The 20924-nt window shown below is 58.7% G+C and carries 26 protein-coding genes; 19 read left to right on the forward strand and 7 right to left on the reverse strand.

Features of this window, described 5'->3' with window-relative positions; translation table 11 throughout:
• The first annotated feature begins 58 nt into the window (after positions 1 to 58).
• The 3 genes from GDA65_03925 to GDA65_03935 are packed head-to-tail and all read left to right on the forward strand — an operon-like array spanning position 59 to position 2771.
• Complete coding sequence (locus GDA65_03925) at positions 59 to 568, forward strand: hypothetical protein (protein MBA5861846.1); 510 nt, start codon at positions 59 to 61, stop codon at positions 566 to 568.
• Between the two features lie 3 nt (positions 569 to 571).
• Positions 572 to 1459, forward strand: coding sequence for a glycosyltransferase (locus tag GDA65_03930; GenBank protein ID MBA5861847.1), 888 nt, complete (start codon positions 572 to 574; stop codon positions 1457 to 1459).
• A 13-nt stretch (positions 1460 to 1472) separates the two neighbouring features.
• A complete protein-coding gene (locus GDA65_03935) occupies positions 1473 to 2771 on the forward strand; it encodes a hypothetical protein (protein ID MBA5861848.1) in 1299 nt (432 codons plus the stop codon).
• A 123-nt stretch (positions 2772 to 2894) separates the two neighbouring features.
• On the opposite strand, the gene GDA65_03940 is transcribed toward GDA65_03935, so the two are convergent.
• Positions 2895 to 3137 (reverse strand): hypothetical protein, encoded by a 243-nt coding sequence (locus tag GDA65_03940; protein MBA5861849.1) that lies wholly within the window; start codon positions 3135 to 3137, stop codon positions 2895 to 2897.
• Positions 3138 to 3221: 84 nt separating this feature from the next.
• Positions 3222 to 4139: a MerR family transcriptional regulator gene (locus tag GDA65_03945; GenBank protein ID MBA5861850.1), complete on the reverse strand. Its 918-nt coding sequence runs from the start codon at positions 4137 to 4139 to the stop codon at positions 3222 to 3224.
• Positions 4140 to 4276: 137 nt separating this feature from the next.
• Here GDA65_03945 and GDA65_03950 point away from each other — a divergent pair, with 137 nt between their 5' ends.
• The 15 genes from GDA65_03950 to pyrE all read left to right on the forward strand — a co-directional run bounded on the left by GDA65_03950 (position 4277) and on the right by pyrE (position 15519).
• Complete coding sequence (locus GDA65_03950; protein MBA5861851.1) at positions 4277 to 4570, forward strand: hypothetical protein; 294 nt, start codon at positions 4277 to 4279, stop codon at positions 4568 to 4570.
• A gap of 50 nt (positions 4571 to 4620) precedes the next feature.
• On the forward strand, positions 4621 to 5583 hold the full coding sequence (locus GDA65_03955) for an SUMF1/EgtB/PvdO family nonheme iron enzyme (protein MBA5861852.1): 963 nt from the start codon (positions 4621 to 4623) through the stop codon (positions 5581 to 5583).
• 66 nt (positions 5584 to 5649) lie between these two features.
• Complete coding sequence (locus GDA65_03960; protein ID MBA5861853.1) at positions 5650 to 6708, forward strand: SUMF1/EgtB/PvdO family nonheme iron enzyme; 1059 nt, start codon at positions 5650 to 5652, stop codon at positions 6706 to 6708.
• Between the two features lie 53 nt (positions 6709 to 6761).
• On the forward strand, positions 6762 to 7130 hold the full coding sequence (locus tag GDA65_03965) for a hypothetical protein (GenBank protein ID MBA5861854.1): 369 nt from the start codon (positions 6762 to 6764) through the stop codon (positions 7128 to 7130).
• Entirely contained in the window at positions 7127 to 7990 is an 864-nt protein-coding gene (locus tag GDA65_03970; protein ID MBA5861855.1) for an SUMF1/EgtB/PvdO family nonheme iron enzyme, read from the forward strand. Before GDA65_03965 ends, GDA65_03970 begins: the two co-directional genes overlap by 4 nt.
• 496 nt (positions 7991 to 8486) lie before the next feature.
• Positions 8487 to 8756 (forward strand): hypothetical protein, encoded by a 270-nt coding sequence (locus GDA65_03975; GenBank protein MBA5861856.1) that lies wholly within the window; start codon positions 8487 to 8489, stop codon positions 8754 to 8756.
• 30 nt (positions 8757 to 8786) lie between these two features.
• The gene (locus GDA65_03980; GenBank protein MBA5861857.1) at positions 8787 to 9704 is read left to right on the forward strand and encodes a TIGR01777 family protein; all 918 of its coding nucleotides are present in this window, start codon (positions 8787 to 8789) and stop codon (positions 9702 to 9704) included.
• On the forward strand, positions 9701 to 10174 hold the full coding sequence (locus GDA65_03985; GenBank protein ID MBA5861858.1) for a DUF4149 domain-containing protein: 474 nt from the start codon (positions 9701 to 9703) through the stop codon (positions 10172 to 10174). The genes GDA65_03980 and GDA65_03985 overlap by 4 nt, the downstream gene beginning before the upstream one ends.
• 25 nt (positions 10175 to 10199) lie before the next feature.
• Positions 10200 to 10685 (forward strand): PDZ domain-containing protein, encoded by a 486-nt coding sequence (locus GDA65_03990; protein ID MBA5861859.1) that lies wholly within the window; start codon positions 10200 to 10202, stop codon positions 10683 to 10685.
• Between the two features lie 43 nt (positions 10686 to 10728).
• Positions 10729 to 11217: a hypothetical protein gene (locus GDA65_03995; GenBank protein MBA5861860.1), complete on the forward strand. Its 489-nt coding sequence runs from the start codon at positions 10729 to 10731 to the stop codon at positions 11215 to 11217.
• Positions 11218 to 11264: 47 nt separating this feature from the next.
• Complete coding sequence (locus GDA65_04000) at positions 11265 to 11696, forward strand: hypothetical protein (protein ID MBA5861861.1); 432 nt, start codon at positions 11265 to 11267, stop codon at positions 11694 to 11696.
• Entirely contained in the window at positions 11693 to 13132 is a 1440-nt protein-coding gene (locus tag GDA65_04005) for a deoxyribodipyrimidine photo-lyase (GenBank protein ID MBA5861862.1), read from the forward strand. The genes GDA65_04000 and GDA65_04005 overlap by 4 nt, the downstream gene beginning before the upstream one ends.
• A complete protein-coding gene (locus GDA65_04010) occupies positions 13129 to 14082 on the forward strand; it encodes a DUF1722 domain-containing protein (GenBank protein MBA5861863.1) in 954 nt (317 codons plus the stop codon). Before GDA65_04005 ends, GDA65_04010 begins: the two co-directional genes overlap by 4 nt.
• Before the next feature lie 160 nt (positions 14083 to 14242).
• Positions 14243 to 14752, forward strand: coding sequence for a hypothetical protein (locus tag GDA65_04015; protein MBA5861864.1), 510 nt, complete (start codon positions 14243 to 14245; stop codon positions 14750 to 14752).
• Positions 14753 to 14943: 191 nt separating this feature from the next.
• Positions 14944 to 15519 (forward strand): orotate phosphoribosyltransferase, encoded by a 576-nt coding sequence (pyrE, locus tag GDA65_04020; protein MBA5861865.1) that lies wholly within the window; start codon positions 14944 to 14946, stop codon positions 15517 to 15519.
• On the opposite strand, the gene GDA65_04025 is transcribed toward pyrE, so the two are convergent.
• Positions 15520 to 15834 (reverse strand): hypothetical protein, encoded by a 315-nt coding sequence (locus GDA65_04025; GenBank protein MBA5861866.1) that lies wholly within the window; start codon positions 15832 to 15834, stop codon positions 15520 to 15522. It lies immediately after the preceding gene.
• A 57-nt stretch (positions 15835 to 15891) separates the two neighbouring features.
• On the opposite strand from GDA65_04025, the gene GDA65_04030 reads away from it, so the two are divergent.
• Positions 15892 to 16323: a hypothetical protein gene (locus tag GDA65_04030; protein MBA5861867.1), complete on the forward strand. Its 432-nt coding sequence runs from the start codon at positions 15892 to 15894 to the stop codon at positions 16321 to 16323.
• Position 16324: 1 nt separating this feature from the next.
• On the opposite strand, the gene GDA65_04035 is transcribed toward GDA65_04030, so the two are convergent.
• From GDA65_04035 to GDA65_04050, 4 genes are all read right to left on the reverse strand, one after another.
• A complete protein-coding gene (locus GDA65_04035) occupies positions 16325 to 17248 on the reverse strand; it encodes a hypothetical protein (GenBank protein ID MBA5861868.1) in 924 nt (307 codons plus the stop codon).
• A gap of 129 nt (positions 17249 to 17377) precedes the next feature.
• On the reverse strand, positions 17378 to 19018 hold the full coding sequence (locus GDA65_04040) for a response regulator (protein ID MBA5861869.1): 1641 nt from the start codon (positions 19016 to 19018) through the stop codon (positions 17378 to 17380).
• A gap of 21 nt (positions 19019 to 19039) precedes the next feature.
• Positions 19040 to 19507, reverse strand: a complete 468-nt coding sequence (locus tag GDA65_04045) for a response regulator (GenBank protein ID MBA5861870.1) — start codon at positions 19505 to 19507, stop codon at positions 19040 to 19042.
• Complete coding sequence (locus GDA65_04050) at positions 19504 to 20457, reverse strand: hypothetical protein (GenBank protein MBA5861871.1); 954 nt, start codon at positions 20455 to 20457, stop codon at positions 19504 to 19506. The genes GDA65_04045 and GDA65_04050 overlap by 4 nt, the downstream gene beginning before the upstream one ends.
• Positions 20458 to 20924: the final 467 nt, after the last annotated feature.

Here is a 20924-nt window from a genome sequence, read left to right on the forward strand (position 1 = left end):
CCGCGTGACTCCTAGCGCCTCTGAACGATTCTGGCTCGATCGCCCGGTTCCCCCCGAAGTGACTGAGGCGCTTGGGGCGGGCATTGTCCTGGACATTGGTTGCGGCTCACTCAAGCAACTCGGGACGGTCGGCGTCGATCAACGAGCCTTGCCCGGCGTTGATGTCGTCTGTGATTTCGAGCGGGGGCTGCCGTTCAAGACGGATAGTGTGAGAGCGGCGTATTCGATTCATTCCGTGGAGCATATGCGCGATTTGATCACCTTTATGGTGGAACTCTATCGCGTATGCGCCCCCAGAGCGCGCGTGTATATCAAGACCCCCTACTACACTTCACGCAAAGCGTTCATCGACCCGACGCATGTGCGGTTTATGACGGAAGAAAGTTTCGAATATTTTAAGTCGCCCAATTATTATGGGTTGCCGACCAACTTTCGGACAGTTGCGATGGAGTTTGGAATGCGAAAGCCGTTCAAGTATCTGCCGGCCTATGTCCAAAAACGCTGTCGACGGTACTTCTGGAATGTGTGCGAGGAGATGACGGTGATTCTGGAGGCGGTCAAACCGTAGCAGATGGCTGAGCCCGTCGTGAGCATCGTGATCCCGCTCTATAATGCGCGGGATGTCATTCAGGAGACGATCCGGAGCGCCTTGGCGCAGACCTATCGGGAGTACGAGATCATCATCATCGACGACGGCTCGACGGACGGGTCGGGAGATCTTGTGGTCCAATTCGGGGATCGCGTTCGCTATCTCCCGCAGCCCAACGGTGGCGTGGCCCAGGCGAGAAATCACGGCATCGCCGCCGCGCGCGGGCGGTACATCGCGTTGCTGGACCATGATGACTTGTGGGATCCTGAGAAGCTCGCGAAGCAAGTGACGATATTGGACGCCCAGCCGGCGATCGGCATGGTGGTGACGGACGTGGCCCATCTGGATCGAGCTGGGCGCCCGATGCATGAAATCGGGCCGGCCTCTCAGCCGCAGCATGAATTCGCGCGACTCTTCGTGCAGGGCTTTGTCCCGACACCGTCGGCCACGCTCATTCGCAAGGCCGTGCTCGAGAGCGTGGGCGGATTCGACGAACAGTTCAACTCCGCCGGTATGGACGATCATGAATTGTGGACCAGGATCGCCGCCGCGACCACCATCGCCGGGATTCCCGAGCCCCTGACCTATCACCGCAATCGCGACATCAAGCCCCCCGGCATTGCCCTCGGTCACCGGCCCCTCCTGATTGAGAAATTGATGAGACGAGTTGGGGCAGATACCGAGAAGCGCCGCTACCTTCAACGTGAACGCGCCTTCTACCTGGCAGACCAGGGAAAACATCTCATCAAGGACGGGCGGGCTCGTGAAGGGCGGATCCTCCTGCTGCATGGATTCCTGTTGAGTCTTGGCGAAGGAAAGAGTGCGAAGGCTGCGTGGCGTTGTCTCATGCGGTTGGTGCGATCGATCTGAACGTGCGAGGTCGATGATCTTTTCCCAAACGCGAATCGTACTGGGAATTCTTGCGGCGGCGGTGATGTTGTTGCCGTTCGCGGAAGGTCTGCTCAAGAACGGATTGCTCGCCATTCCGCTACTAATGCCGGTCATCTGGTTTCTTGGGGCCTCGCGCACGCGCGCGTATGCAGACCGGGCACTGCTCCTGCTGGTCAGCCTCTCCCTTTCCCTGACGGTCTGCGACCTGGTCCTGCGGCCGCTGATCGGTTCTCGCCTTCATTATTCGCCGATGAATCGCCACCAGTGCCGCTTGCCGGTTTTACCGATTCTGGGTCGATGGGATGCAATGGTCGATTTTTCAGGCTCGATCTACGGCGACTTGGCGGCGATGATCGGAGATCCGGCGTTCCGTGAGCCCCGCACGATCGAATTTCGCACCGATGCTCAGGGATTCCGCAACGATGCGATACCGACTCCCGTGGAGGCGCTTGTCCTGGGTGATTCTTTCGCGGCAGGCGCGGGTATCACGCAACATGGCACGTTCGCCCATGCCTTGGCGGTTCGCCATGGGTTGTCCGTCTATAATTTGGCCTATCCCGGAGGGCCCTATGATCAATATGTGAATTTTTCCATCGAAACGCCCAAGTTGCTCGTGGCTCCGGGAGCGGAGCTTATTTGGACGTTGTTCACGGGAAACGATTTGGATGATGCGGGAGGGGAGACGTGGGATCTTGCGGCGCTGCCATGGCGAAACGGTGTGTCGGCCGCATTGGTGGAATACCGGACCTTTCGCAATCGTTCTCCGTTGAGACAGTTGTGGGAGGCCTTGCAGAGCCGGTGGAGTGGAGGCGCGAGGCAGGTGACCGTGGGATCCTTGCCCGATGGCCGTCCCATGCTCTTTTATAATCCTCACGAAGTGTGGGGCGAGCGGACCCCGGTTGAGGTGGAGCAGCACCCCAACTTTCCCAAGCTCCGTCGGACCTTGCAAGCGATGAAGGAAGCGACTGACCGGATGGGGCTCCGCACAACGATCGTGATTCTGCCGACCAAGGGTGAGGTCTATCGGTGGGTGCTGGCTCCCCGCTCTCCCGACGACGGCTCGCGATCCTCCGGTTTCGCGCAAGCCGTGATCGCGGCCTGCCAGCAGATTTCCCTCCGCTGCTGGGACAGTAAGCCCTATTTAGTCGAGGAAGCCAAGCGGCTGTTTTCCACCTCCCGCGAATTGTTGTGGTGGCGTGATGACACGCATCTCAACGATCGGGGACATCGAGCCGTGGCCTCGTTCGTGGAGCAGGAAATCTGGAAGAAGGCCGGATCTGGCCTGTGGTGAGTGTATCGGAGTCATGCACGGTCGCGCGTAACGTCCCTGGTCCAAGGGGTGGCCATCAGAGTGAGTGCGGGCAGATGTGTTCAGGCACCGATCTGAGCCACTGACGGTTACTCGCAAGCCGGGCTACGCCTTTACCGCGAACGGATCGATCACGGGCCGCCGGCTCATTCGAGCAAGAAATTCCGGATCGACAACCTGCCGGATGGCGCGGAATACTTCGACGCCACTGATCATCCTCCCGTCTTTCCACTGCGCGTGAAGGACTGCGCTGAGCTCTGACACAGGAATGCCGCTGGCGGCCACATGATAGTCGAGGGAGGAAAAATCACATATGCGGAGCCGCCGTTTCCGGTCGAGTCGGTTCACGAAGGCCGTCTCGCGGGAGCATAAAGGGCTGGCTCCGTCCTATGAAGGGGTGAGCAGGTCCCGAACAGAGCAGGATTGCCTTCATTACCCGGGAATAGGAAATCCTCGGGTGACGCGCTCCAACGTCTCATCCAACTCGCCGAAGGTCTCCAGGAGAGCAACGCCTGAGTCTGTGAAGTGCTGACGCATAGCCAGCGCTCCCCGGCCACCGGCCAGAATTTTTGAGACCGGCGCCACGTCTTGAATCAGCGCCTGAACCAGATCGGTCGCCAGAGAATCCGAAAGAGCGATGGTGATGGAGAGGATGGTCAGGTCCGGCGCCACTTCGCGACAGAGTCTACTCAGCGAGAGTACCGGCACATTCGCCCCAAGATAATACACCCGGCAGCCCCGAACCCGGCAGCGATACGCCACCGCCAGCGCGGCGAGGTCATGTTCTTCTCCCGGAGGACACGCGATGACCACAGTGGTTCCGTATTCAGCGACCGGCAGCTGGTTCATGGCTGCATAGAGTTTTTGTTTGATTTGGCCGGTGACGTAATGCTCGACGGCGACGCTGATGCGCCCGCTATGCCAGAGGTGTCCCACTCGTTCCTGAAGCGGAAGTAGAATTCCATGGAGCGCCTCCTCGAATGGCACCACGGCCACGGCGCCGTTCAGTCTTTTCTCAAACATCACGCGATCGAGTGGTTCCAGCGCCAACAATAATTCCCGCAACAGCCGATCGAAGGTGTTGTCCACGACGGCAGTACGTGGCGCGGCGGCTCGCAGGCGGGTGATCAATTCTTCCCGACCCAACCGCGCGAGATCGCCAATCGAGGCTCCGGCATCCAGTTGCTGCTTCACATACCGCAACAACGCGACATCGTCGTCGGAATAGTTGCGATATCGGTTCGCGCCTCGGGTTGGTTTTAAGAGATCAAATCGTCGTTCCCACACCCGAATCACGTCACGGCTCAGGCCGGTAAGCTTCGCAACTCTATGAATTCTATGAGTATTCATTGCTGAAGGTAAGTATATGTTCAATGTCTAATGTTTGTCAAATATTATCAATAATAACTATTGACACATTGGACAAAAAGGTTTAAACATTAGACATAGTAGATGCAAACATTGGACATAAATAAGCAGGAGTGACCATGGCAAGCACGAACGCATTGCAACGACAGGCAGAGCAAAACGAGAGGCCGATCGATCGTTCGAGTGTTTCGCAGGAGTCGAATTGCACCAGGTGCGGCGGGCTGATGGTTCGTGACTTCTGCACGGATCTTCTTAGCGGCCAAGACGGGCTCGATTGTCCCACACGGCGCTGCGTGCAATGCGGTGACGTGGTCGACCCGGTCATTCGCTGGAATCGTCATCTGCAGCAAGCTGGCGCAGGCCGGGAGATGAACACGCTGAACCAGGCATTGCACAGACAACCCTGTGTGTAGCGGCCGTCATGATCATACGAGTCGACTGTTCACAACCAAGGAGGTTTCACATGCGGAGTCATAGTAGGGTTCAGATGGGAATAGGAGTACTGCTCGTGGCGGGAGCGACATCTTTGGCCATTACAGCAGATGCCAGCACCGAGAACAAGGACATGGTGCTGGTTCCCAAGGGTGAATTCACCATGGGCAGCCATGAACATTCCGATGAGGTGCGGCACCAAGTGGTGCTCGATGCCTACCTGATCGACAAGTTTGAAGCCTCCAATGCGCGCTACAAGGAATTTATGCGAGCCACAGGCCACCCGGCCCCGGCCTATTGGGATGATCCTCGCCTGAGCAAGCCTGAACAGCCTGTGGTGGGAGTCAGCTGGACGGATGCCAACGCGTTCTGCAAGTGGGACGGCAAGCGATTGCTCACTGAAGCGGAATGGGAAAAAGCCGCGAAGGGGCCGGAAGGCGATAACCACTATCCCTGGGGGCATCATCTCGATCCGAAGAAAGCCAACTACGGGCAAAACGTGGGCCGCACCATGCCGGTCGATTCCTATCCTGAGGGCGTGAGTGGGTACGGCGTCTACAATATGGCCGGTAACGTCTTTGAGTGGGTGGACGACTGGTACGACCCCAAGTACTACAAGAACAGCAACGCGCTGAACCCGAAGGGCGCGGACAAGGGCTACAACTTTGCCAATCAAGGTCCGGTCAAAGTTTTGCGTGGCGGGTCATGGCTCGCACCTGAAACCTCATTGCATACCAGCCATCGATTCTGGAATCAGCCGGAGAATAACTCTTACGGCGTTGGGCTTGGCTTCCGGTGCGCCAAGTCGGTGACCGCGGTGTCAGAGGAAGCGGCCCAGGCCGGACGTGATGCCTTCATTCAGGCACTTGTTGGCATGGGTGCGGAGAAGAACTCGGATGCGATGGCCTCCATCGAGAAGGCCCTGGCTGCGGATCCGAACAATAAAGAATATCTGGCAACACGTGAGCTCATTCAGAAGACGATGAAGAAGTAATGTCTGGCCGCGGAGGAGGTGGGATGACCACCTCCCTGTCGGACCTTCAGCTAGAGGAGGTGCGGCATGACGGTAATGAGGACTGTAGTCAGGACAGGACTAATCATGGGGATCTTCGCGGTGGCTCCTGTCGCTCAGGCGCACGAGGCCGAGATTCCGAAAGCTATGGTGTACGTGGGACAAGGCCCGTCCATCATGGGGCTGGATAGAACGGAGACGGCCACACCGACGCGTCGTCTTTCCCTGTACGACAAGCGAATGAGCATGCCGTGGTCGGCGGAGGCCTTCCACGATGAAGGACCTGCGCACACGGTATTCTTGGACTCCTACCTGATCGATACGTACGAGGTGTCGAATAAAGACTACGGCGAATTCATCACAGCGACCGGCCATCCGGCTCCGGCCTACTGGGACGATCCGCGATTGAACAAGCCTCAACAGCCTGTGGTTGGCGTCAATTGGATCGACGCGAACACATACTGTGAGTATCGCGGAAAGCGTCTCCCGACGGAGGCAGAGTGGGAGAAGGCGGCTCGTGGTCCCCACGGCAATCTTTACCCATGGGGCAATGATTTCGACTCGAATAAAGCGAACTATGATCGGCACCACAACGCGACCTTGCCGGTGGACGCCCATCCTGAGGGCGCCAGCTACTACGGCGTGTACAACATGGCGGGCAATGTCTTCGAATGGGTCGGCGACTGGTATGACCCGAAGTACTACGGGAGACTCGAAACCATGGTGAATCCCACCGGTCCGGAAAAACCCTTGTGGCTTGGAGGTACCGGGACCTATGTGGATCGGCTGACGGTTGGCGAGAAGCGTGTGATTCGCGGCGGCTCCTGGATTGCGCCGGAAGGCACGATCCGCTCGACGCACCGTTTCTGGAATCACCCGCTCAACAACAGCTATGGCGTTGGGCTTGGCTTCCGGTGCGCCAAGACGGCGCCAGTGGACTGGGAGCGGCCTATTCGAGATAGCTATATCACGGCATTGGTTGAGATGGGCCGGGAACGTTTTGCCGAGGCGCAGCAGGCAGTGGCTCGCGGACTGGCCATGGATCCCGTGAATGTCGAACTGTTGGAGTTGCGACCCCTCATCGAACAATCGATGAAACGTCCGTGATGTCAGACGGAAGACTCTCGCACCCGAGAGTTTCTTGCGACGGAGGGAGAGGTATGAGGTACAGGACAATCATCACAATCATGAGTGGCTTGGCGGCACTGCTGTCCGCAATGGAACTTCAGGCAGGTCCGATTGACGTCAGCCTCCATACCCATCCGGAGAAGGTGCAACTGGTCCATGAGGCGGAACATAGCGTGGATCATGCCTGGGAGGTCTACCATCGCGCGGCGCTCGGAGGAACCGTGGCGTCACCTGATCTGCAAGCACAAATCGAACAACATTTGCATGAAGCGAGAACCCTCGTGACCCAAGCGCAGGAAGCGGCCGACCGTGGCGACGCCGGTGCGGTGGAGAAGCTCGTCGAGCAGATCAAGACCCACACGGAACGGGCGATAGAGGGGAGTAAGGAGCAGAAGAAATGACACAAGGTGTGACCAGGAGTCGTACCAGATGGGGATATGCGGGCCTGTTGGCGGCCAGCTGTACATTCGCGCTGTCCCCTCTGTTTGCGGCGCCGGCTGTGAGGGAACTGGATCCGGTTCTCATGGTGACCATCCCGGCCGGGCCGTTCTTGATGGGCACGCAGAGCCCAAAAGGGAGGGCCGATGAATGGCCTCAACGGTCGGTTCATGTCGATGCGTTCGCCATCGATCAGGTGGAAGTGACCAATGAGCGCTATATGACGTTTGTCGCCACCACCGGCCACCGAAGCCCGCCCAACCCCTATGGGACCGGCCTCCTGGTGTCGGCCAAGGGAATCGAACAACTGCCGGTCGTGCAGGTCACATGGTATGACGCCAAGGCCTATTGCGCCTGGGCCAAGAAACGACTGCCCACGGAAGCGGAGTGGGAGAAAGCCGCGCGTGGCACCGATGGCCGGACCTTTCCCTGGGGAGAGGACGCACCGACTCCGAAGCGAGCCAACTACGATCGCGAGTGGGTAGAGGAGAAGACGCTTCACGCTGTGGGGTCCTTGCCGGGCGGCGATTCCCCGTACGGCATCAAGGACATGGCGGGTAATGCGCGGGAATGGGTGCAGGATTGGTACGACCCGGATTATTACGCGAACGCCCCGACGCAGAATCCGCAGGGTCCGGACAAGGGTATTGTCCGCGTGATTCGCGGAGGGTCCTGGCACAGTCCCCACTCCGATATCACCGCAACGGCGCGCGGGCGCGGAGGCTTCGCGCTTCAGACACATGGGACCGGGTTCCGATGCGTGCGGAACATCGATGATCAGCACCATCTGGATGCATCTCAGGATGAGCCGAAGGTCAGGTGAGCGATAGGTTCATGGGGGTCAGTTGTTACGAATCGCGTTGCGATGGTGATGGAGGTACCGCGACTCCGCACGCGGCCTCCCGTTGAGGCGGATGGGTTCTTCTTTTGGAGACACCCGTCCCCTCAGCGAACCATCAGGCGAATATAGGAGCGGACGACTTCATCAGGCGCGGGTGAAAGGAGACAGGTATGACGCAGGGAATCATCGTGAGCATTGCGGCCTCTGTGGCGGCTGCTAGCGCAGTGTTGTATGCGCGGTTACGGTGTCCAGCCTACGTCATGGTGAGGCGATAGAGCCGAGAGCAGCCTCGTGTCCGCTAGTGTCACGAGCGGCCACGTAGGTCGTAGCGGAATGCCAACACACCAGCGAAAGGTACGGTGCGGACGATTATTTTTTATCGAAGTCGGGGGTTCCAATGGATACACATGGGACACCAGAATCATTTATGCCTCCCCGGCCGGGCAGCCAAGCCTGTCCCCGCTGCGGAGGGTTATTGTTGACGCAACATTATATTGATCTCCTGGATGATACAGGCCAAATCGATATTACGGCGTGGCATTGCGCCCAGTGTGGAGAAGTGCTCGACCCGGTCATCCTCAAAAATCGGCATAGTCCACCGCCGAATTTGCTGTATGGTACGAAAGAGCGGAAGTTCAGTCAGCGTGTGACGGCGAGTCCGAATGGCGGCGTTTCGAGGAAGTCGGATCGCGAAGCGGTGACGGACAAGGGGAAAGACTCGGCGGCCGGCGCCGATCGTCGCTCGTAATGCACGTCAGCTGCAGTGGAGGACAGTCCGATGAACATTGTCGTGACCGGAGGGACAGGCTTTATCGGCCATGCGTTGGTGGAAGAGTTGGCGCGCGCGGGTCACGAGGTCGTGGTCTTGAGCCGTAAGCCACGTCCACTCGCCCAGTCGTCGGTACGGTACATGGAGTGGGATGCGCATTCAGTCGGACCATGGCAGGCAGAGGTCTCCGCAGCGGATGTGGTGGTCAACCTGGCCGGCGAGCCGATCGCGGAAGGACGATGGACGAATGCCCGCAAGCGGGTCCTTGTCGAGAGTCGCGTTCTTGCAACGAGACTGTTGGCGGATGCAGTGGCAGTCAGGCCCCGGCCTCTTCCTGTGATGGTGAGCGCATCCGGCATCGGATACTACGGACCCCAGGACGACCGGCTATTGGACGAACGGTCTCCGCCCGGCGACGGGTTTCTCGCTCAATTGTCCGCGGCCTGGGAGGCAGAAGCATTACGGGTTGGTCAGTTCGGCACACGTGTGGTGCTTATGCGAACTGGGATGGTTTTAGAGCGCAATGGCGGGGCACTGCCGAAAATGATGCTGCCGTTTCACTTGTTTGCGGGGGGACCGGTTTTGCCAGGCACGCAGTGGGTGTCTTGGATTCATCGGGCGGATCTCATCGGCTTGATTCAATGGGCGATCGATTCGCCGGATCTTTCCGGGCCCGTGAACGCCGTTGCGCCTGAGCCGGTCACGATGAACGCATTCTGCGACATTCTGGGGAAGGTGCTTCATCGACCTTCGTGGCTCCCGGTTCCGGGGCTGGCATTGCGTGTGGCGCTAGGAGAGCTGGGGACATTGATGACGACCGGGCAACGTGTCGCTGCGGCCAAGGCTCAAGCCGAAGGCTATACATTTCGTTATCCGACTCTGGAACCGGCCCTGCGGGCAATTGTGGCGAAGGAAAACCAGGCATGAGCCTCATTGAACCCATCACGCAGTATCTGCATGGTCTGGCTGTAGCAATACTCGTCGGCAAGGTGGTGCTGTTGTCGTTTGTCGTGGCTCCGGTTCTTGCGAAGCAATTGGCGCCGGAGCAATTCGGGAACGTCGTTCGGCAATTATTCCCCGCCTATTATCTGCTTGGAATGGGCGCGGCTGTTGGTGGTTTGGTGTCGGTGACCGCACTCCTGGTCACTCGTGGGTCCAGCCCGGCCCTGTCGGCGGCGGCCGCCATCTGGCTGATGATTTTCCTGGCGGAATCCTATTGCCGGTCGCCACTGACCCCGCAGAGCAATGCGATGAGAGACCGGCTGAAGGAGCAGGAACGTCAGGGCTGCGTCGATCCGGTCTTGAACGCGTCGTGGGAGCGATTGCATCAACGCTCGCTCTATTTGAATTCGCTGGTGCTCTTTGGAGGGCTGTGGCTGGTGGGTCTGGCCCATTAAGAGCGATTGTCACGGAGGGAGAGACATGGTGCAACAACACACACAGACAGTGACGTGGGTAACCGTTGGTTTGATGAGCCTCTGTCTAGGTCAGTGGTCTGATGGAACAGGCTTAGCCTGGGCTGCGGAGAGACAGGAGAAGTCTGGAACTGCGGGAGGATCCTACGAGCGGGAGGTCACGATTCCGGATGGCGTCATCGGGGTGTCGTTGCACGTCGGGGCGGAACGAGTCGGTGACACCGCCGTGTTGTACATCGCACACGTGTTACCGGATGGGCCGGCGGAGAAGGCCGGACTTAAGTCGGGGGATCAAATCGCCACGGTTGACGGCGCGGCTGTGACCGGTAAGACGTATGAGCAGGTAGCGTTGATGGTCAGGGGCGAGCCCGGGACAGTGGTCTCGCTTGGGATACATGCAGAGAGCGCTGTGCGGGCAGTGGTGGTGACGCGAGTCTCCGGTCAGACGTTGTATAAAGGTCAAATGGGGTCACATGCCGACCCTGCCAAATAGGTGATGTGTGAGACGAACCATTGCCCTTCTTGGATGTTTAATCATGTTCTTGGGAGTGTTCCTCGCTGAGGTGCATGCGCATCCCGCGCAAGGATCGACTATGCCGGTGGTCGAGAAAACCGGGCTGTATCTGCTCGCAGGGGACTATCGCCGCGCGCTGGAGAGTTGCGAGCAGGTGATACAGGCGCGCCCATCGGTTGAGGCCTATGTTCGTTTGACCTATGTGTATCAGGCCATCGATGCGTATCTCGAACAGTTGTCCAAGAACGAGAGCTGGATGGCGGTCGAACAGCTCTACCTGAATCTGGCTAATCGCCATACCGAGGATCTTGTCGATCCCCCTGGCGGCCTTGCGCGCATGGCCAAAGAAATGATCCAAACCAGCGTTCGCCAACAGTCTGATGTCACCGCCGCAATGGCCGTGCGGTTGAATAAGGAGGCCTCCGATCGTCTCTGGCAGGAACAGACTCAGTGGCGGAACGCGCACCCCACCACGTGGTGGCGGGCGTTTCCCGATGCGTGGATGCGATAACGATAGAGACGCCAGGCGCAAGGGTGACAGGGAAGGAGGTCGGAAACGTGATCCAGCGAACGACTCAGCGGGGGATCGACATTAAACTGTTCGGAGCACTGTTTGTGCTGGTGGGCTTACTCGATATGCTCATCATTGAATGGTTCCCCGCCTATGCCCTGAAATTGTTCGGCGTGACGATTGCCGGTCCGATGGCCTATGTTGTGAAATTGCATTCGCCGGCCGCGCACTTTTTGATCGGGTATGGGTTTGTGTTTTTGCGTCCGTGGGCCTGGGGATTGGCCATGGCCTACGGAGGATTCGGCCTCATCAGTGAACTCATGAACCAATGGCAATTTGGGTTCCATCAGCTTCGCACGGGATTTATGGTCACGACCGCCTTGTTCCTGTGCTATGTGGCCTGGCGGCGGGTTCTATTTGCTGATCCGTTGCCGCCCACGACGCGACTCGCCTCTCCGTCTCCCGGGGTTCACTCATGAAGGGCCTGGTCTGGTTTCGCCGTGATCTGCGGCTCCATGACAACCCGGCCCTGTCGGCAGCCTGCAAGGAATGCACAGAGATCGTGCCGCTCTTCGTCTTCGACGAGCCGTTGTTGCGCGGTCATGTCTTTGGGTCTGTCTGCGTGGGGTTTATGCTGGGCTGCCTCGAGGAACTGCGCCGTTCGCTGGCGAAGCAGGGGGTGACGCTCGTTTGGCGAAGGGGTGAGTCGATCGACACGGTGCTGCGTGCGGTGCACGAATGTGCCGTCGATGCCGTCTATTGGAACCGTGATTACGAACCCTCGGCCGTCGCCCGTGATCGTACGGTCCAACAGCGGCTGGTTCAGGAGGGGCGGTTGGTCAAGACTTTCAAAGACCACGTGGTATTCGAAGCCGAAGAGGTGCGAGGGTTGACCGGAGATCCGTTTCAACGGTACAGCGCGTATCGCGATCGTTGGTGGACCCAATGGAGGTCTGCCACGCCGCCACTGCTTCCGGTTCCTTCCTTCCCCTCGCCGTCTCCAGCACCGGAGGTATCGATCTGGCCCACTGCACAGGACTTGGGGTACCAGACGGTGCCGATGTGGATTGAGCCTGGTGAACAAGCGGCACGAGCCAGGTTGCAATGGTTTTTGAAAGGGCCTGTCCATAGTTATGTCAGCGGCAGAAATCTTCCAGCGCAAGACGGGACCTCAAAACTCTCTCCTCATTTGCGTTTCGGAACGATCTCCACGCGTACGATGGTGCATGCGGCGTTGCGTACCCTCTCGAAAGGCGGTCAGGTGTCCCGCCCCGATGTGTTCACCTGGATGGACGAGCTGGTCTGGCGGGAATTTTTTCAGCAAGTGTTGATGGCCTTTCCACATGTGGCCGAAGGGCCGTTCAAGGTCAAGCCGGCACTTCCCGCCCCTCGTCCCGCGGGACCTGAGCGCGATCGGTTATTTGCCGCCTGGTGTGAGGGCCGCACTGGCTACCCGATTGTGGATGCCGGCATGCGCCAATTAAATCAAACGGGCTGGATGCACAATCGCGTGCGCATGGTGGTGGCCTCCTTTCTGGTGAAGGACCTTCGGGTGGACTGGCAGAGCGGCGAACGGTATTTTCTGCAGCACCTCGTGGACGGAGATCTGGCGGCAAACAACGGCAACTGGCAGTGGTGTGCCTCCACGGGAACGGATGCGATGCAGGGGTATCGAATCTTCAACCCGACCCTGCAAAGTGAAAAGTTCGATCCCGAAGGGGGGTATATACGACGCTACGTGCCGGAATTGAGTTCCGTGCCGGCGGCGTGGATTCATGAGCCGCAGCTCATGCCGCAGGAAGAACAGATCCGTGTCGCGTGCCGCATCGGATCGGACTACCCGGAACCTATTGTGAACCATCGGCAAGCCCGGCAGGAGTATTTGGATCTCGGCAAACAGAAGGTGTCGACGTGACGACCACGGCAGTCCGTCTCGGTATCAGCCGTTGTTTACTCGGCGAGGAAGTCCGTTTCGATGGCGGTCACAAGCGGGATGCGTTCTTGACCGATGTGCTGGGGCGTCATGTGGAGTGGGTGCCGGTGTGTCCGGAGGTCGAGGCTGGATTGGGCACGCCAAGGGAAGCCATGCGACTGGTCGGAAGCCCGCAACAACCACGATTGATCGCTCTCAAGAGCGGACAGGATCATACACGAGCCTTGGAGGTCCTGGCGGCCAGGCGCCTCGAGGATCTCGCCGGCTCGGACTTGTCAGGATTTGTGTTTAAAAAAGATTCGCCCAGTTGCGGAGTGGAACGGGTTCGCACCTACAACGAACACGGCATGCCGGGCCGCAAGGGAGTAGGGCTGTTCGCGCGAGCGTTTCTCGGCCGCTTTCCGCTCATTCCAGTGGAAGAAGAAGGACGGCTCTGCGATCCGCTGCTGCGGGAGAATTTTATCGAACGCGTGTTCTGCTATCGGCGCTGGAAAAATCTTCTGGACAACGGGGCCACGCGGCAGGCGGTGGTGCGGTTTCATACCGTCCATAAATACCTGTTGCTGGCGCATAGCGCGCCGCACTATCGACAGCTTGGCCGTTTGGTGGCGCACGCGAGCGAGTATCGCCCCAAAGATCTGGCCCTTCAGTATGGGGAGTTGTTCATGCAGGCGTTGGCGGTGAAGGCGACGGTTCGGAAACACGTCAATGTGTTGCACCACATCCTCGGGCATTTCAAGGAGCGGCTTCCCACGAAAGAAAAAGCGGAGTTGCTGGGCGTGATTGGAGATTACCATCAGAGACTCACACCATTGATCGTCCCGCTCACCTTGATCAAACACTATGTGCAGCTTTTCGATGTCGAGTATATTCGCGAGCAAGTGTATCTGAATCCGCATCCCAAGGAGCTGATGCTCAGGAATCACGTCTAGAAAGGATGCCATGCCGCATGTTGTCGTGGAAGGGAGACGCTGCGTGACGCGGTCGTGATCGAGCAAGGGATATGGAAAGTCGAATCTGCGGGAGTTCTTAGATATAAGGGAATTGAAGTAAACGTCGATTCATCAGACACTCAATGGAAGGAATGAGGCGATGGCAACAGTGCGGAGAGGTGTGATTTTGGTGGGCCACGGCGGGATTCCCAGGGGTTGTCCTCAAGACCTCGTGACGAAACTCAAACGGCTTGAGGCACAGCGGCGGGCGGCGAAACAGCCAGCGTCGGCTGAAGAGATGGAATTGGACATCAAGATCCGCCAATGGCCGAGGAACGCGGAGACCGATCCCTACCAGGCAGGACTCGAGGCGGTAGCGGCGCAATTGCGTGCGAAGCTGGGTGAGGTATTGTTTGCGGTGGCCTATAACGAATTTTGTGCGCCGACGTTGGAGGAATCAGTCGAGCAACTCGCGAAGCAGGGGGCGACTCACATTACCGTGGCGACGACGATGTTTACGCCAGGCGGGTCGCATTCGGAAGTGGAGATTCCGGAAATTCTTGAGCACCTTCGGCCGCAGTATCCTGGGGTTGAGCTTCGGTATGCCTGGCCGTTCGACCTTGGCCTGGTCGCCGGGACGCTGGCTGAACAGGTCCGGCGATTCTCTTGATAGAGGCTTCATCACGTCGCGTGGTCTGGTGAACGTGGCGGACGGAGACCACATGGCGAAACATCCCTCGCGCCGGTGAATCACCGATTTCATCTGCTTCGCAACCGGTGTAGAATCGCCCTCGGTTGGGGAGGGCCCGCAAAGCCATGGTGGCTTGATGAACCGGCCCTCAGGGGAGCACAAGGGCTGTCATGCTGCAAGACGAACTTATCGCCGCGTTTCACAAGACGCAGTCGTTCAAATGGGATCCGAACGGCGGCTTCAAGCTCGCCTCGGGGTTGCTCAGTCCGTTTTATGTCGATTGCCGGACGTTGATGGCGTTTCCTCACGCCCGCCACCTGGTTGCCAAAAAGGCCTGGGAGGTGATCGGGGATTTGCAGATTGATTGTCTCGGTGGACTGGAGATCGGTGCGATCTCAATCGCCACCTCGATCTCGGATTATGCCTATTCAGCGGCTCCGAGCCGCGAGTGGCGCACCTTTTTTGTGCGAAAGCAGGCCAAGGACCATGGGCTCGGTCGACTAGTTGAAGGGGTTGTGCGAACGGGGGATCGCGCCTTAATCGTTGATGATGTGTTGACGTCCGGTGGATCTGTCGTGAAAGCGATCGCCGCGGCTCGTGAAGCCGGATTGAAGGTGACCGACGCGCTCGTCATCGTCGATCGGAAAGAGCAGGAGGGCCGTGCCCGAGTCGAACAGACCGGGGTGCGAGTCATGAGCCTCTTAACGATTGATGATCTGATGAAGGGAGGTCCGAGTCCTCGTTAACTATTTACACTGGAACTGAATGCCCCAACGCCGCTCTTCCACGATGTCGTTCGATCCCGCGACAGGACTGGCCTGACGGAGCCGACCCTTCGTTTCTCCTTCCCGGACGATCGAATACCCTCCCGGGCATTTCTGCTCCATGAGATGCACCGCTTCCTTTCGAAACGACGACAGCAGGTTACCTTGTTCGGCTCGATAGGGGTACACGACCACACCTCCGTCGGCGCTGTCCTTCACCAGAAGGGCGCCCTCCCCGCAACTTGCGAGAAGAAAGAGCGGTATGGCAAGGACTGTCCGGCTTGACCAGCTTTTCATCGGGCTTTTATCATACAGCATGTGTCACAGACCTATTCAGGGTTGCAAAAAGGAGAGATGGCCATGAGATATGTTCCTTCTATCATGTGCGCGCTCTTTCTGTGCGGTCTTCTTCTCGATGGCCCTCCCTCGGCCGTCGCGTATCATTCCTATGTGTTGAGCGTGCAGCAGCTACGGGCCGGTCTCGTGAAGGCGCCGTCGACGAGTGCTAAAGGTTTTCTCCTGGTCGATGTGCGTTCCGCTGAAGAGCATGCGTCCGGCATGATTCCCGGCACCGATCTGAACATCGACTTTCGTGAGATGAAAGCTCGACATCGGGAGCTGGGGGCGAAGTTGGAGGATCATATCGTCGTCTACTGCCAGTCCGGCCATCGCAGCAATATTGCGGCGGAGACTCTGGCGGATTTGGGTTACACGCATGTCTACAATGTCGTGGGAAGCATGAATGCCTGGACGGAGGCCGGGTTTCCCGTCTCCCCAGGGCGTTAGCTCAGCGTCCGCGAGGAGACTGTGGGGCCGGAGCCGGTGCACTCCGCGCAGGAGTGCGGGGGCTGATGCCGATCACCGTGGGCAGAGGAATATGTATGCCCATGGTGCCCGTCAGAAGCGGTCGCCATCCAGTCTGCGCCGTGGTTTCCTGAGCGGCGTGAAGCAAGTCGGGGCTGGCAATGACATCGGAAGACGCGCCTCCATCCATGGCCATGGCCTGCTGAAGAGCGGGTAGCTGCCGATGTAAACAGTCGGCGAGGTGGTGAAGCGACACGACATCCACCGTCTTGATCACGAGAATAGCTCCCTGCCCGTCCTCCGCCACCACGGTTTGAAACGCGCGTTTTCCGCTATCCCGCACCCGAAGTTTGCCGGTTCGATCGAATAACATCAGCGACTGTGCGGCTTCCCGGTACAGCGGAGGATCTTCGGTGAATCCCTCGAAGGCGAGATCCAGCACGCGCGCCTTCCGAAGCGTTCCATCGGTGGGCTCGGCGGCGAACAGTCCCTGCCAGGAATGATGCTTCTTGCTGCCGAGCGAACGCCCGTCTTTCAAAAGGACGCCCAAGTACGAATAGTCTTCGCGAAACAATCCCGCGTTGAACAACACATAGGCATCCGTCCGCTGCTGCCAGTCGTGTATGGAGATCGGCGCGCGCAGCCCTTCATCGCGATAGTGGTAGATGGAAAAACGATAACGTTCCGGGTCGACCTGCAGCATCAGCAGCGACGGAACCTGAGGGCAGGCGTCGATGGGGTTCCACAGCGCCACCTGCATACCGGCGGTCAATCGTTCCCACGGGACCGGTTCCGCGGAAGCCGCTGCTGCCTGAAACCATTCTCCATGCCAGAGTGACAGGAGGCAGGCACTGACCAGAATCAACCGGCGAAGGAATCGTGGCGAGTATCGGCTCTGGTCGATCATCGAAACACGTGGTCGTTCATGTCTATCGGCAGGCCCTGGGGCATGGAGCGCTTCGCGCGACTTCAGTATAAAAAGGATGGGCACAGGGGTCAATTCCGTCGGGGATATCGGTCAGATCAAAACCTCTCTTCAGGAGGCGCGCGCGGTGCGTGGGGCTTGGTCAGGCGGAGAGAACGGGTGTTGGGTCTGCCCCAACGCCGGCGAGGATGAGTCGAGGAGTGCGCGCACGGTGCGCAGCAGAATGTCCGGAGTGAACGGTTTTTGTAAAAACGTGGTCCGATGGGGATCCATGCCGCTATTCACGCAAATATCGTCCAGGTATCCGGACATGAACAGAACCCGCAAGTTTGGTTTGATGACAGAGAGGTGTTGCGCGAGTTCCCGGCCGTTCATGCCCGGCATCACCACATCAGTCAGCAACAGATCGACGTGATAGCTTTGTTGCGTGGCGGTCAGACAAGCTTCCACGCCATTCTTTGCTTCAATCACGTGATACCCTGTTTTGACTAATTCATGACGAATCAAGTCGCGCACGCCGCCGTCGTCTTCGACAAGGAGAATGGTTTCCGATCCCTCCCGCGGCCGGCCGTGGGGTTTCTCGGCGCGAGTGGCAGACGTTTGCGGATTGACGCGCGGGAAATACAGATCGAAGGTGGTGCCGTGTCCGACCTGGCTCCAGACATCGATTCCGCCCCCGCAGGTGGTGACGATACCGAATACGGTCGACAGCCCGAGTCCGGTACCCTTGTGTTCTTCCTTCGTCGTAAAAAACGGCTCAAATAAGTGGGCGAGAACTTCGGCGTCCATGCCGGAGCCGGTGTCGGTGACCGTCAGTTTGACATAGTGTCCCAACGGCAATGGGTGGAGATGGTGCATCGGGGTACGCGCGAGTTCCGTCTGCGATGTTTCGATGGCCAGCAAACCTCCGTTGGGCATTGCATCCCGGGCGTTCACGACCAGATTCATGAGAACCTGTTCCAGTTGCCCGGGACCCACTTTGACATGACCATGATGGGGGTCTGGCCGGATGACCAATTGGATATCTTCGCCGATGAGGCGGCGGAGCATGCCCTCCACATTGCCAAGGAGTGAGTTCACCGGCAGCACCTGCGGCTCTGCCGGCTGTTTACGGCTGAACGCCATGAGTTGACGAATCAAATTCGCAGCCCTCTCGCCGGCTTTCTGCATCTCTTCAATCTTCGAGCGGATGGGGTTGCCGGCGGGCAGGTCTCCCAGGAGGACCTGGCTATGGCCCATGATGACCGTCAGGAGATTATTGAAGTCGTGGGCGAGCCCTCCGGCGAGGCGGCCGACGGCCTCCATTTTCTGCGCTTGGCGAAACTGTTTTTCGCTCATGCGCAACGCGTCTTCAGCCCGTCTGCGTTCAAGGCGCTCGTCAAGTTCGCGCAGGGTCCGTTTGATGGACGGCGCCAGCCTGCCCAGACGCTGCTTGAAGATATAGTCGGTGGCTCCCCGCTGCATCATGTCGATGGCAAATTCTTCGCCCTGTGTCGCGGAGACAAAAAGGAATGGGAGGTCCGGGTGCAAGGTCCGAGCGAGGCCGAGGGCGGAGGCCCCGTCGAAGCCGGGGACCGCAGTGTCGGCAAGAATGAGGCTGAAGCCTTCCTGGCGGAGGGCCGCCAGGAACTCCTCACGCGTCTGGACGCGCGTTGATTGGCACAGAATGCCGGCCTCGCGGAGCGTGGAGTTAATCAGTTCCGCGTCCGCCGTGTTACTCTCAAGATGGATGAAGCGCAGGGGCTGAGTCATCGTCTGTATCGAGATCGGAGGTTAGGCGGACCGGCCGGCTACCCGGCTTGCCCCTTCGGGCGGCGGTTCGTTGATCATGCCCCAAAACACGCCCAGTTCTTTGACCGCCTTCAGGAACTGATGAAACTCCACCGGCTTGACGACATAGGCATTGGCGCCAAGGGCATAACTTTCCGCCAGGTCCCGTTCTTCGCGGGAGGATGTGAGCATGACGACGGGGATGGATCTCAGCGCGGCGTCATGCTTAATTGTGCGCAAGACCTCCAGGCCGTCGACCTTGGGCATTTTTAAATCGAGCAGCACCACGGCGGGATTGCCTTGGAGACGTGTTTTGAAATGGCCCCGGCAATAGAGGTAGTCCAAGACTTCCGCGCCGTCATGGCAGAGAATGACCTTGTCGGCCAAATGGTGCTCTTCCATGGCCGCGAGCGCCAGTTCGGCGTCGCGCGGATTGTCTTCAGCGAGTAAAATGGGTTTAGAAACGGTCATGCCAAGGGCCTCACTCTCGGGAGGCTGACGTAAAAGGTGGCGCCTTCGTCGAGCGCACCCTCCGCCCAGGTTTTTCCCCCGTGCCGGTGAATAATTCGTCTGACATTGGCGAGCCCGATGCCTGTTCCTTCGAACTCATCCGCTCGATGGAGCCGTTGAAAGACACCAAAGAGTTTGTTGGCGTACCGCATATCGAATCCTACCCCATTATCGCGGACGAATAACACCGCTTCATTCGGCCCGTTGTCCAGACTTCCGATTTCAATCGTCGCCCGCGGCCTGGTCCCGGTGAATTTAATGGCATTCGCAATCAGATTCACAAATACCTGCCGCAACATGGCCGCGTCTCCCGTGACCTCGGGGAGTTGAGCGATTGTCCATGAGATGGCGCGATCTTGCAAGTCATGTCGAAGATCGTGCCGCAGGGCGGCAATTAATTGGTTCAAATTGACCGTCCCGCGCAACATTTCCTGCCGTCCCATGCGCGAAAACACCAGGAGATCGTCGATGAGTTGGCCCATTCGGGTGGCGGATTCCGAAATCGTCTGTAAGTAGCGTTTCGCCTTGTCATCGAGAGAGATCGAAGCGGCCTTTCCGAGGAGCGACGCATAGCCGTGAATATGCCGGAGCGGGGCGCGCAAATCGTGCGACACCGAATAGCTGAACGCCTCCAGCTCCTTGTTGGCGGCTTCAAGGAGTTCGCCCCGGCGGTGGAGCTCGTCCGCAATTCGGCGACGCTCGGTAATATCATGCCGGATCAAGTAATACACGGCCGCGAGGAGCACGAACAGCAAGAGGGCCCCGGTGGTCAACAGAATGATACTGGAGCGAGTGGTGGCCGTCGATTCAATGACCCGTTGCGCGAGTGCTTTGGTTTCTTCCTGATCCATCTGAGCTTGCAGCCGCCTGGCAGAATCGAGTGCGGTCTTGGCAACCCCCGTGAGTGCCATTCCTCGCACCGAGTCAAAGCCCGTCTTGGCGCGCAGTTCGATGGCGGCGCGTTCTTCCTGCAATTGCTGAGTGATCAAATGCTCGAGATCGCTCACATGCGCGCGCTGTGTACTGTCTGGATCAGTGAGTTCCCGTAGATAGCGGACATATTCCGGCGCGCGTTCCCGCAGGCTGCTGTAGGCGGCCAGGTAGCTCTCGTCTCCGGTGACGAGGAACCGCCGGTGGCCATTCTCCGCATCGTCTATGGCTTCTCCGGTTGCAGCGAGAAATTGAGTGAACTCGTGACTCCGTTGGTCCAAGTGGCCATTGCGAATGAGCACGGTCATGTTGCGGTATGAAATGGCGGAAATGACCAGGATGCCGGCAAAGACGAGCCCGAACCCGGCCAGGACGCGCTGTTCGATTGATCGCCTCTGAAACGTCTGAACCAGCGGCGTGAGGAGCGACGCTCGGCCCGGATTCTGCT

Source organism: Nitrospira sp. CR1.1, from assembly GCA_014055465.1.
Lineage (GTDB): Bacteria > Nitrospirota > Nitrospiria > Nitrospirales > Nitrospiraceae > Nitrospira_A.

What these genes read in the sequence shown, in the direction of transcription:
- GDA65_04045 (MBA5861870.1), bottom strand. Translation starts at nt 19,507, where the DNA reads ATGACCGTTTCTAAACCCATTTTACTCGCTGAAGACAATCCGCGCGAC.
- GDA65_04040 (MBA5861869.1), bottom strand. Translation starts at nt 19,018, where the DNA reads ATGACTCAGCCCCTGCGCTTCATCCATCTTGAGAGTAACACGGCGGAC.
- GDA65_04015 (MBA5861864.1), top strand. Translation starts at nt 14,243, where the DNA reads ATGGCAACAGTGCGGAGAGGTGTGATTTTGGTGGGCCACGGCGGGATT.
- GDA65_03960 (MBA5861853.1), top strand. Translation starts at nt 5,650, where the DNA reads ATGACGGTAATGAGGACTGTAGTCAGGACAGGACTAATCATGGGGATC.
- GDA65_03935 (MBA5861848.1), top strand. Translation starts at nt 1,473, where the DNA reads ATGATCTTTTCCCAAACGCGAATCGTACTGGGAATTCTTGCGGCGGCG.
- GDA65_04035 (MBA5861868.1), bottom strand. Translation starts at nt 17,248, where the DNA reads ATGATCGACCAGAGCCGATACTCGCCACGATTCCTTCGCCGGTTGATT.
- GDA65_03970 (MBA5861855.1), top strand. Translation starts at nt 7,127, where the DNA reads ATGACACAAGGTGTGACCAGGAGTCGTACCAGATGGGGATATGCGGGC.
- GDA65_03945 (MBA5861850.1), bottom strand. Translation starts at nt 4,139, where the DNA reads ATGAATACTCATAGAATTCATAGAGTTGCGAAGCTTACCGGCCTGAGC.
- GDA65_03990 (MBA5861859.1), top strand. Translation starts at nt 10,200, where the DNA reads ATGGTGCAACAACACACACAGACAGTGACGTGGGTAACCGTTGGTTTG.
- GDA65_04030 (MBA5861867.1), top strand. Translation starts at nt 15,892, where the DNA reads ATGGCCATGAGATATGTTCCTTCTATCATGTGCGCGCTCTTTCTGTGC.
- pyrE (MBA5861865.1), top strand. Translation starts at nt 14,944, where the DNA reads ATGCTGCAAGACGAACTTATCGCCGCGTTTCACAAGACGCAGTCGTTC.
- GDA65_03955 (MBA5861852.1), top strand. Translation starts at nt 4,621, where the DNA reads ATGCGGAGTCATAGTAGGGTTCAGATGGGAATAGGAGTACTGCTCGTG.
- GDA65_03980 (MBA5861857.1), top strand. Translation starts at nt 8,787, where the DNA reads ATGAACATTGTCGTGACCGGAGGGACAGGCTTTATCGGCCATGCGTTG.
- GDA65_03965 (MBA5861854.1), top strand. Translation starts at nt 6,762, where the DNA reads ATGAGGTACAGGACAATCATCACAATCATGAGTGGCTTGGCGGCACTG.
- GDA65_04005 (MBA5861862.1), top strand. Translation starts at nt 11,693, where the DNA reads ATGAAGGGCCTGGTCTGGTTTCGCCGTGATCTGCGGCTCCATGACAAC.
- GDA65_04025 (MBA5861866.1), bottom strand. Translation starts at nt 15,834, where the DNA reads ATGAAAAGCTGGTCAAGCCGGACAGTCCTTGCCATACCGCTCTTTCTT.
- GDA65_03995 (MBA5861860.1), top strand. Translation starts at nt 10,729, where the DNA reads ATGTTCTTGGGAGTGTTCCTCGCTGAGGTGCATGCGCATCCCGCGCAA.
- GDA65_03930 (MBA5861847.1), top strand. Translation starts at nt 572, where the DNA reads ATGGCTGAGCCCGTCGTGAGCATCGTGATCCCGCTCTATAATGCGCGG.
- GDA65_03985 (MBA5861858.1), top strand. Translation starts at nt 9,701, where the DNA reads ATGAGCCTCATTGAACCCATCACGCAGTATCTGCATGGTCTGGCTGTA.
- GDA65_03950 (MBA5861851.1), top strand. Translation starts at nt 4,277, where the DNA reads ATGGCAAGCACGAACGCATTGCAACGACAGGCAGAGCAAAACGAGAGG.
- GDA65_04050 (MBA5861871.1), bottom strand. Translation starts at nt 20,457, where the DNA reads ATGGCACTCACGGGGGTTGCCAAGACCGCACTCGATTCTGCCAGGCGG.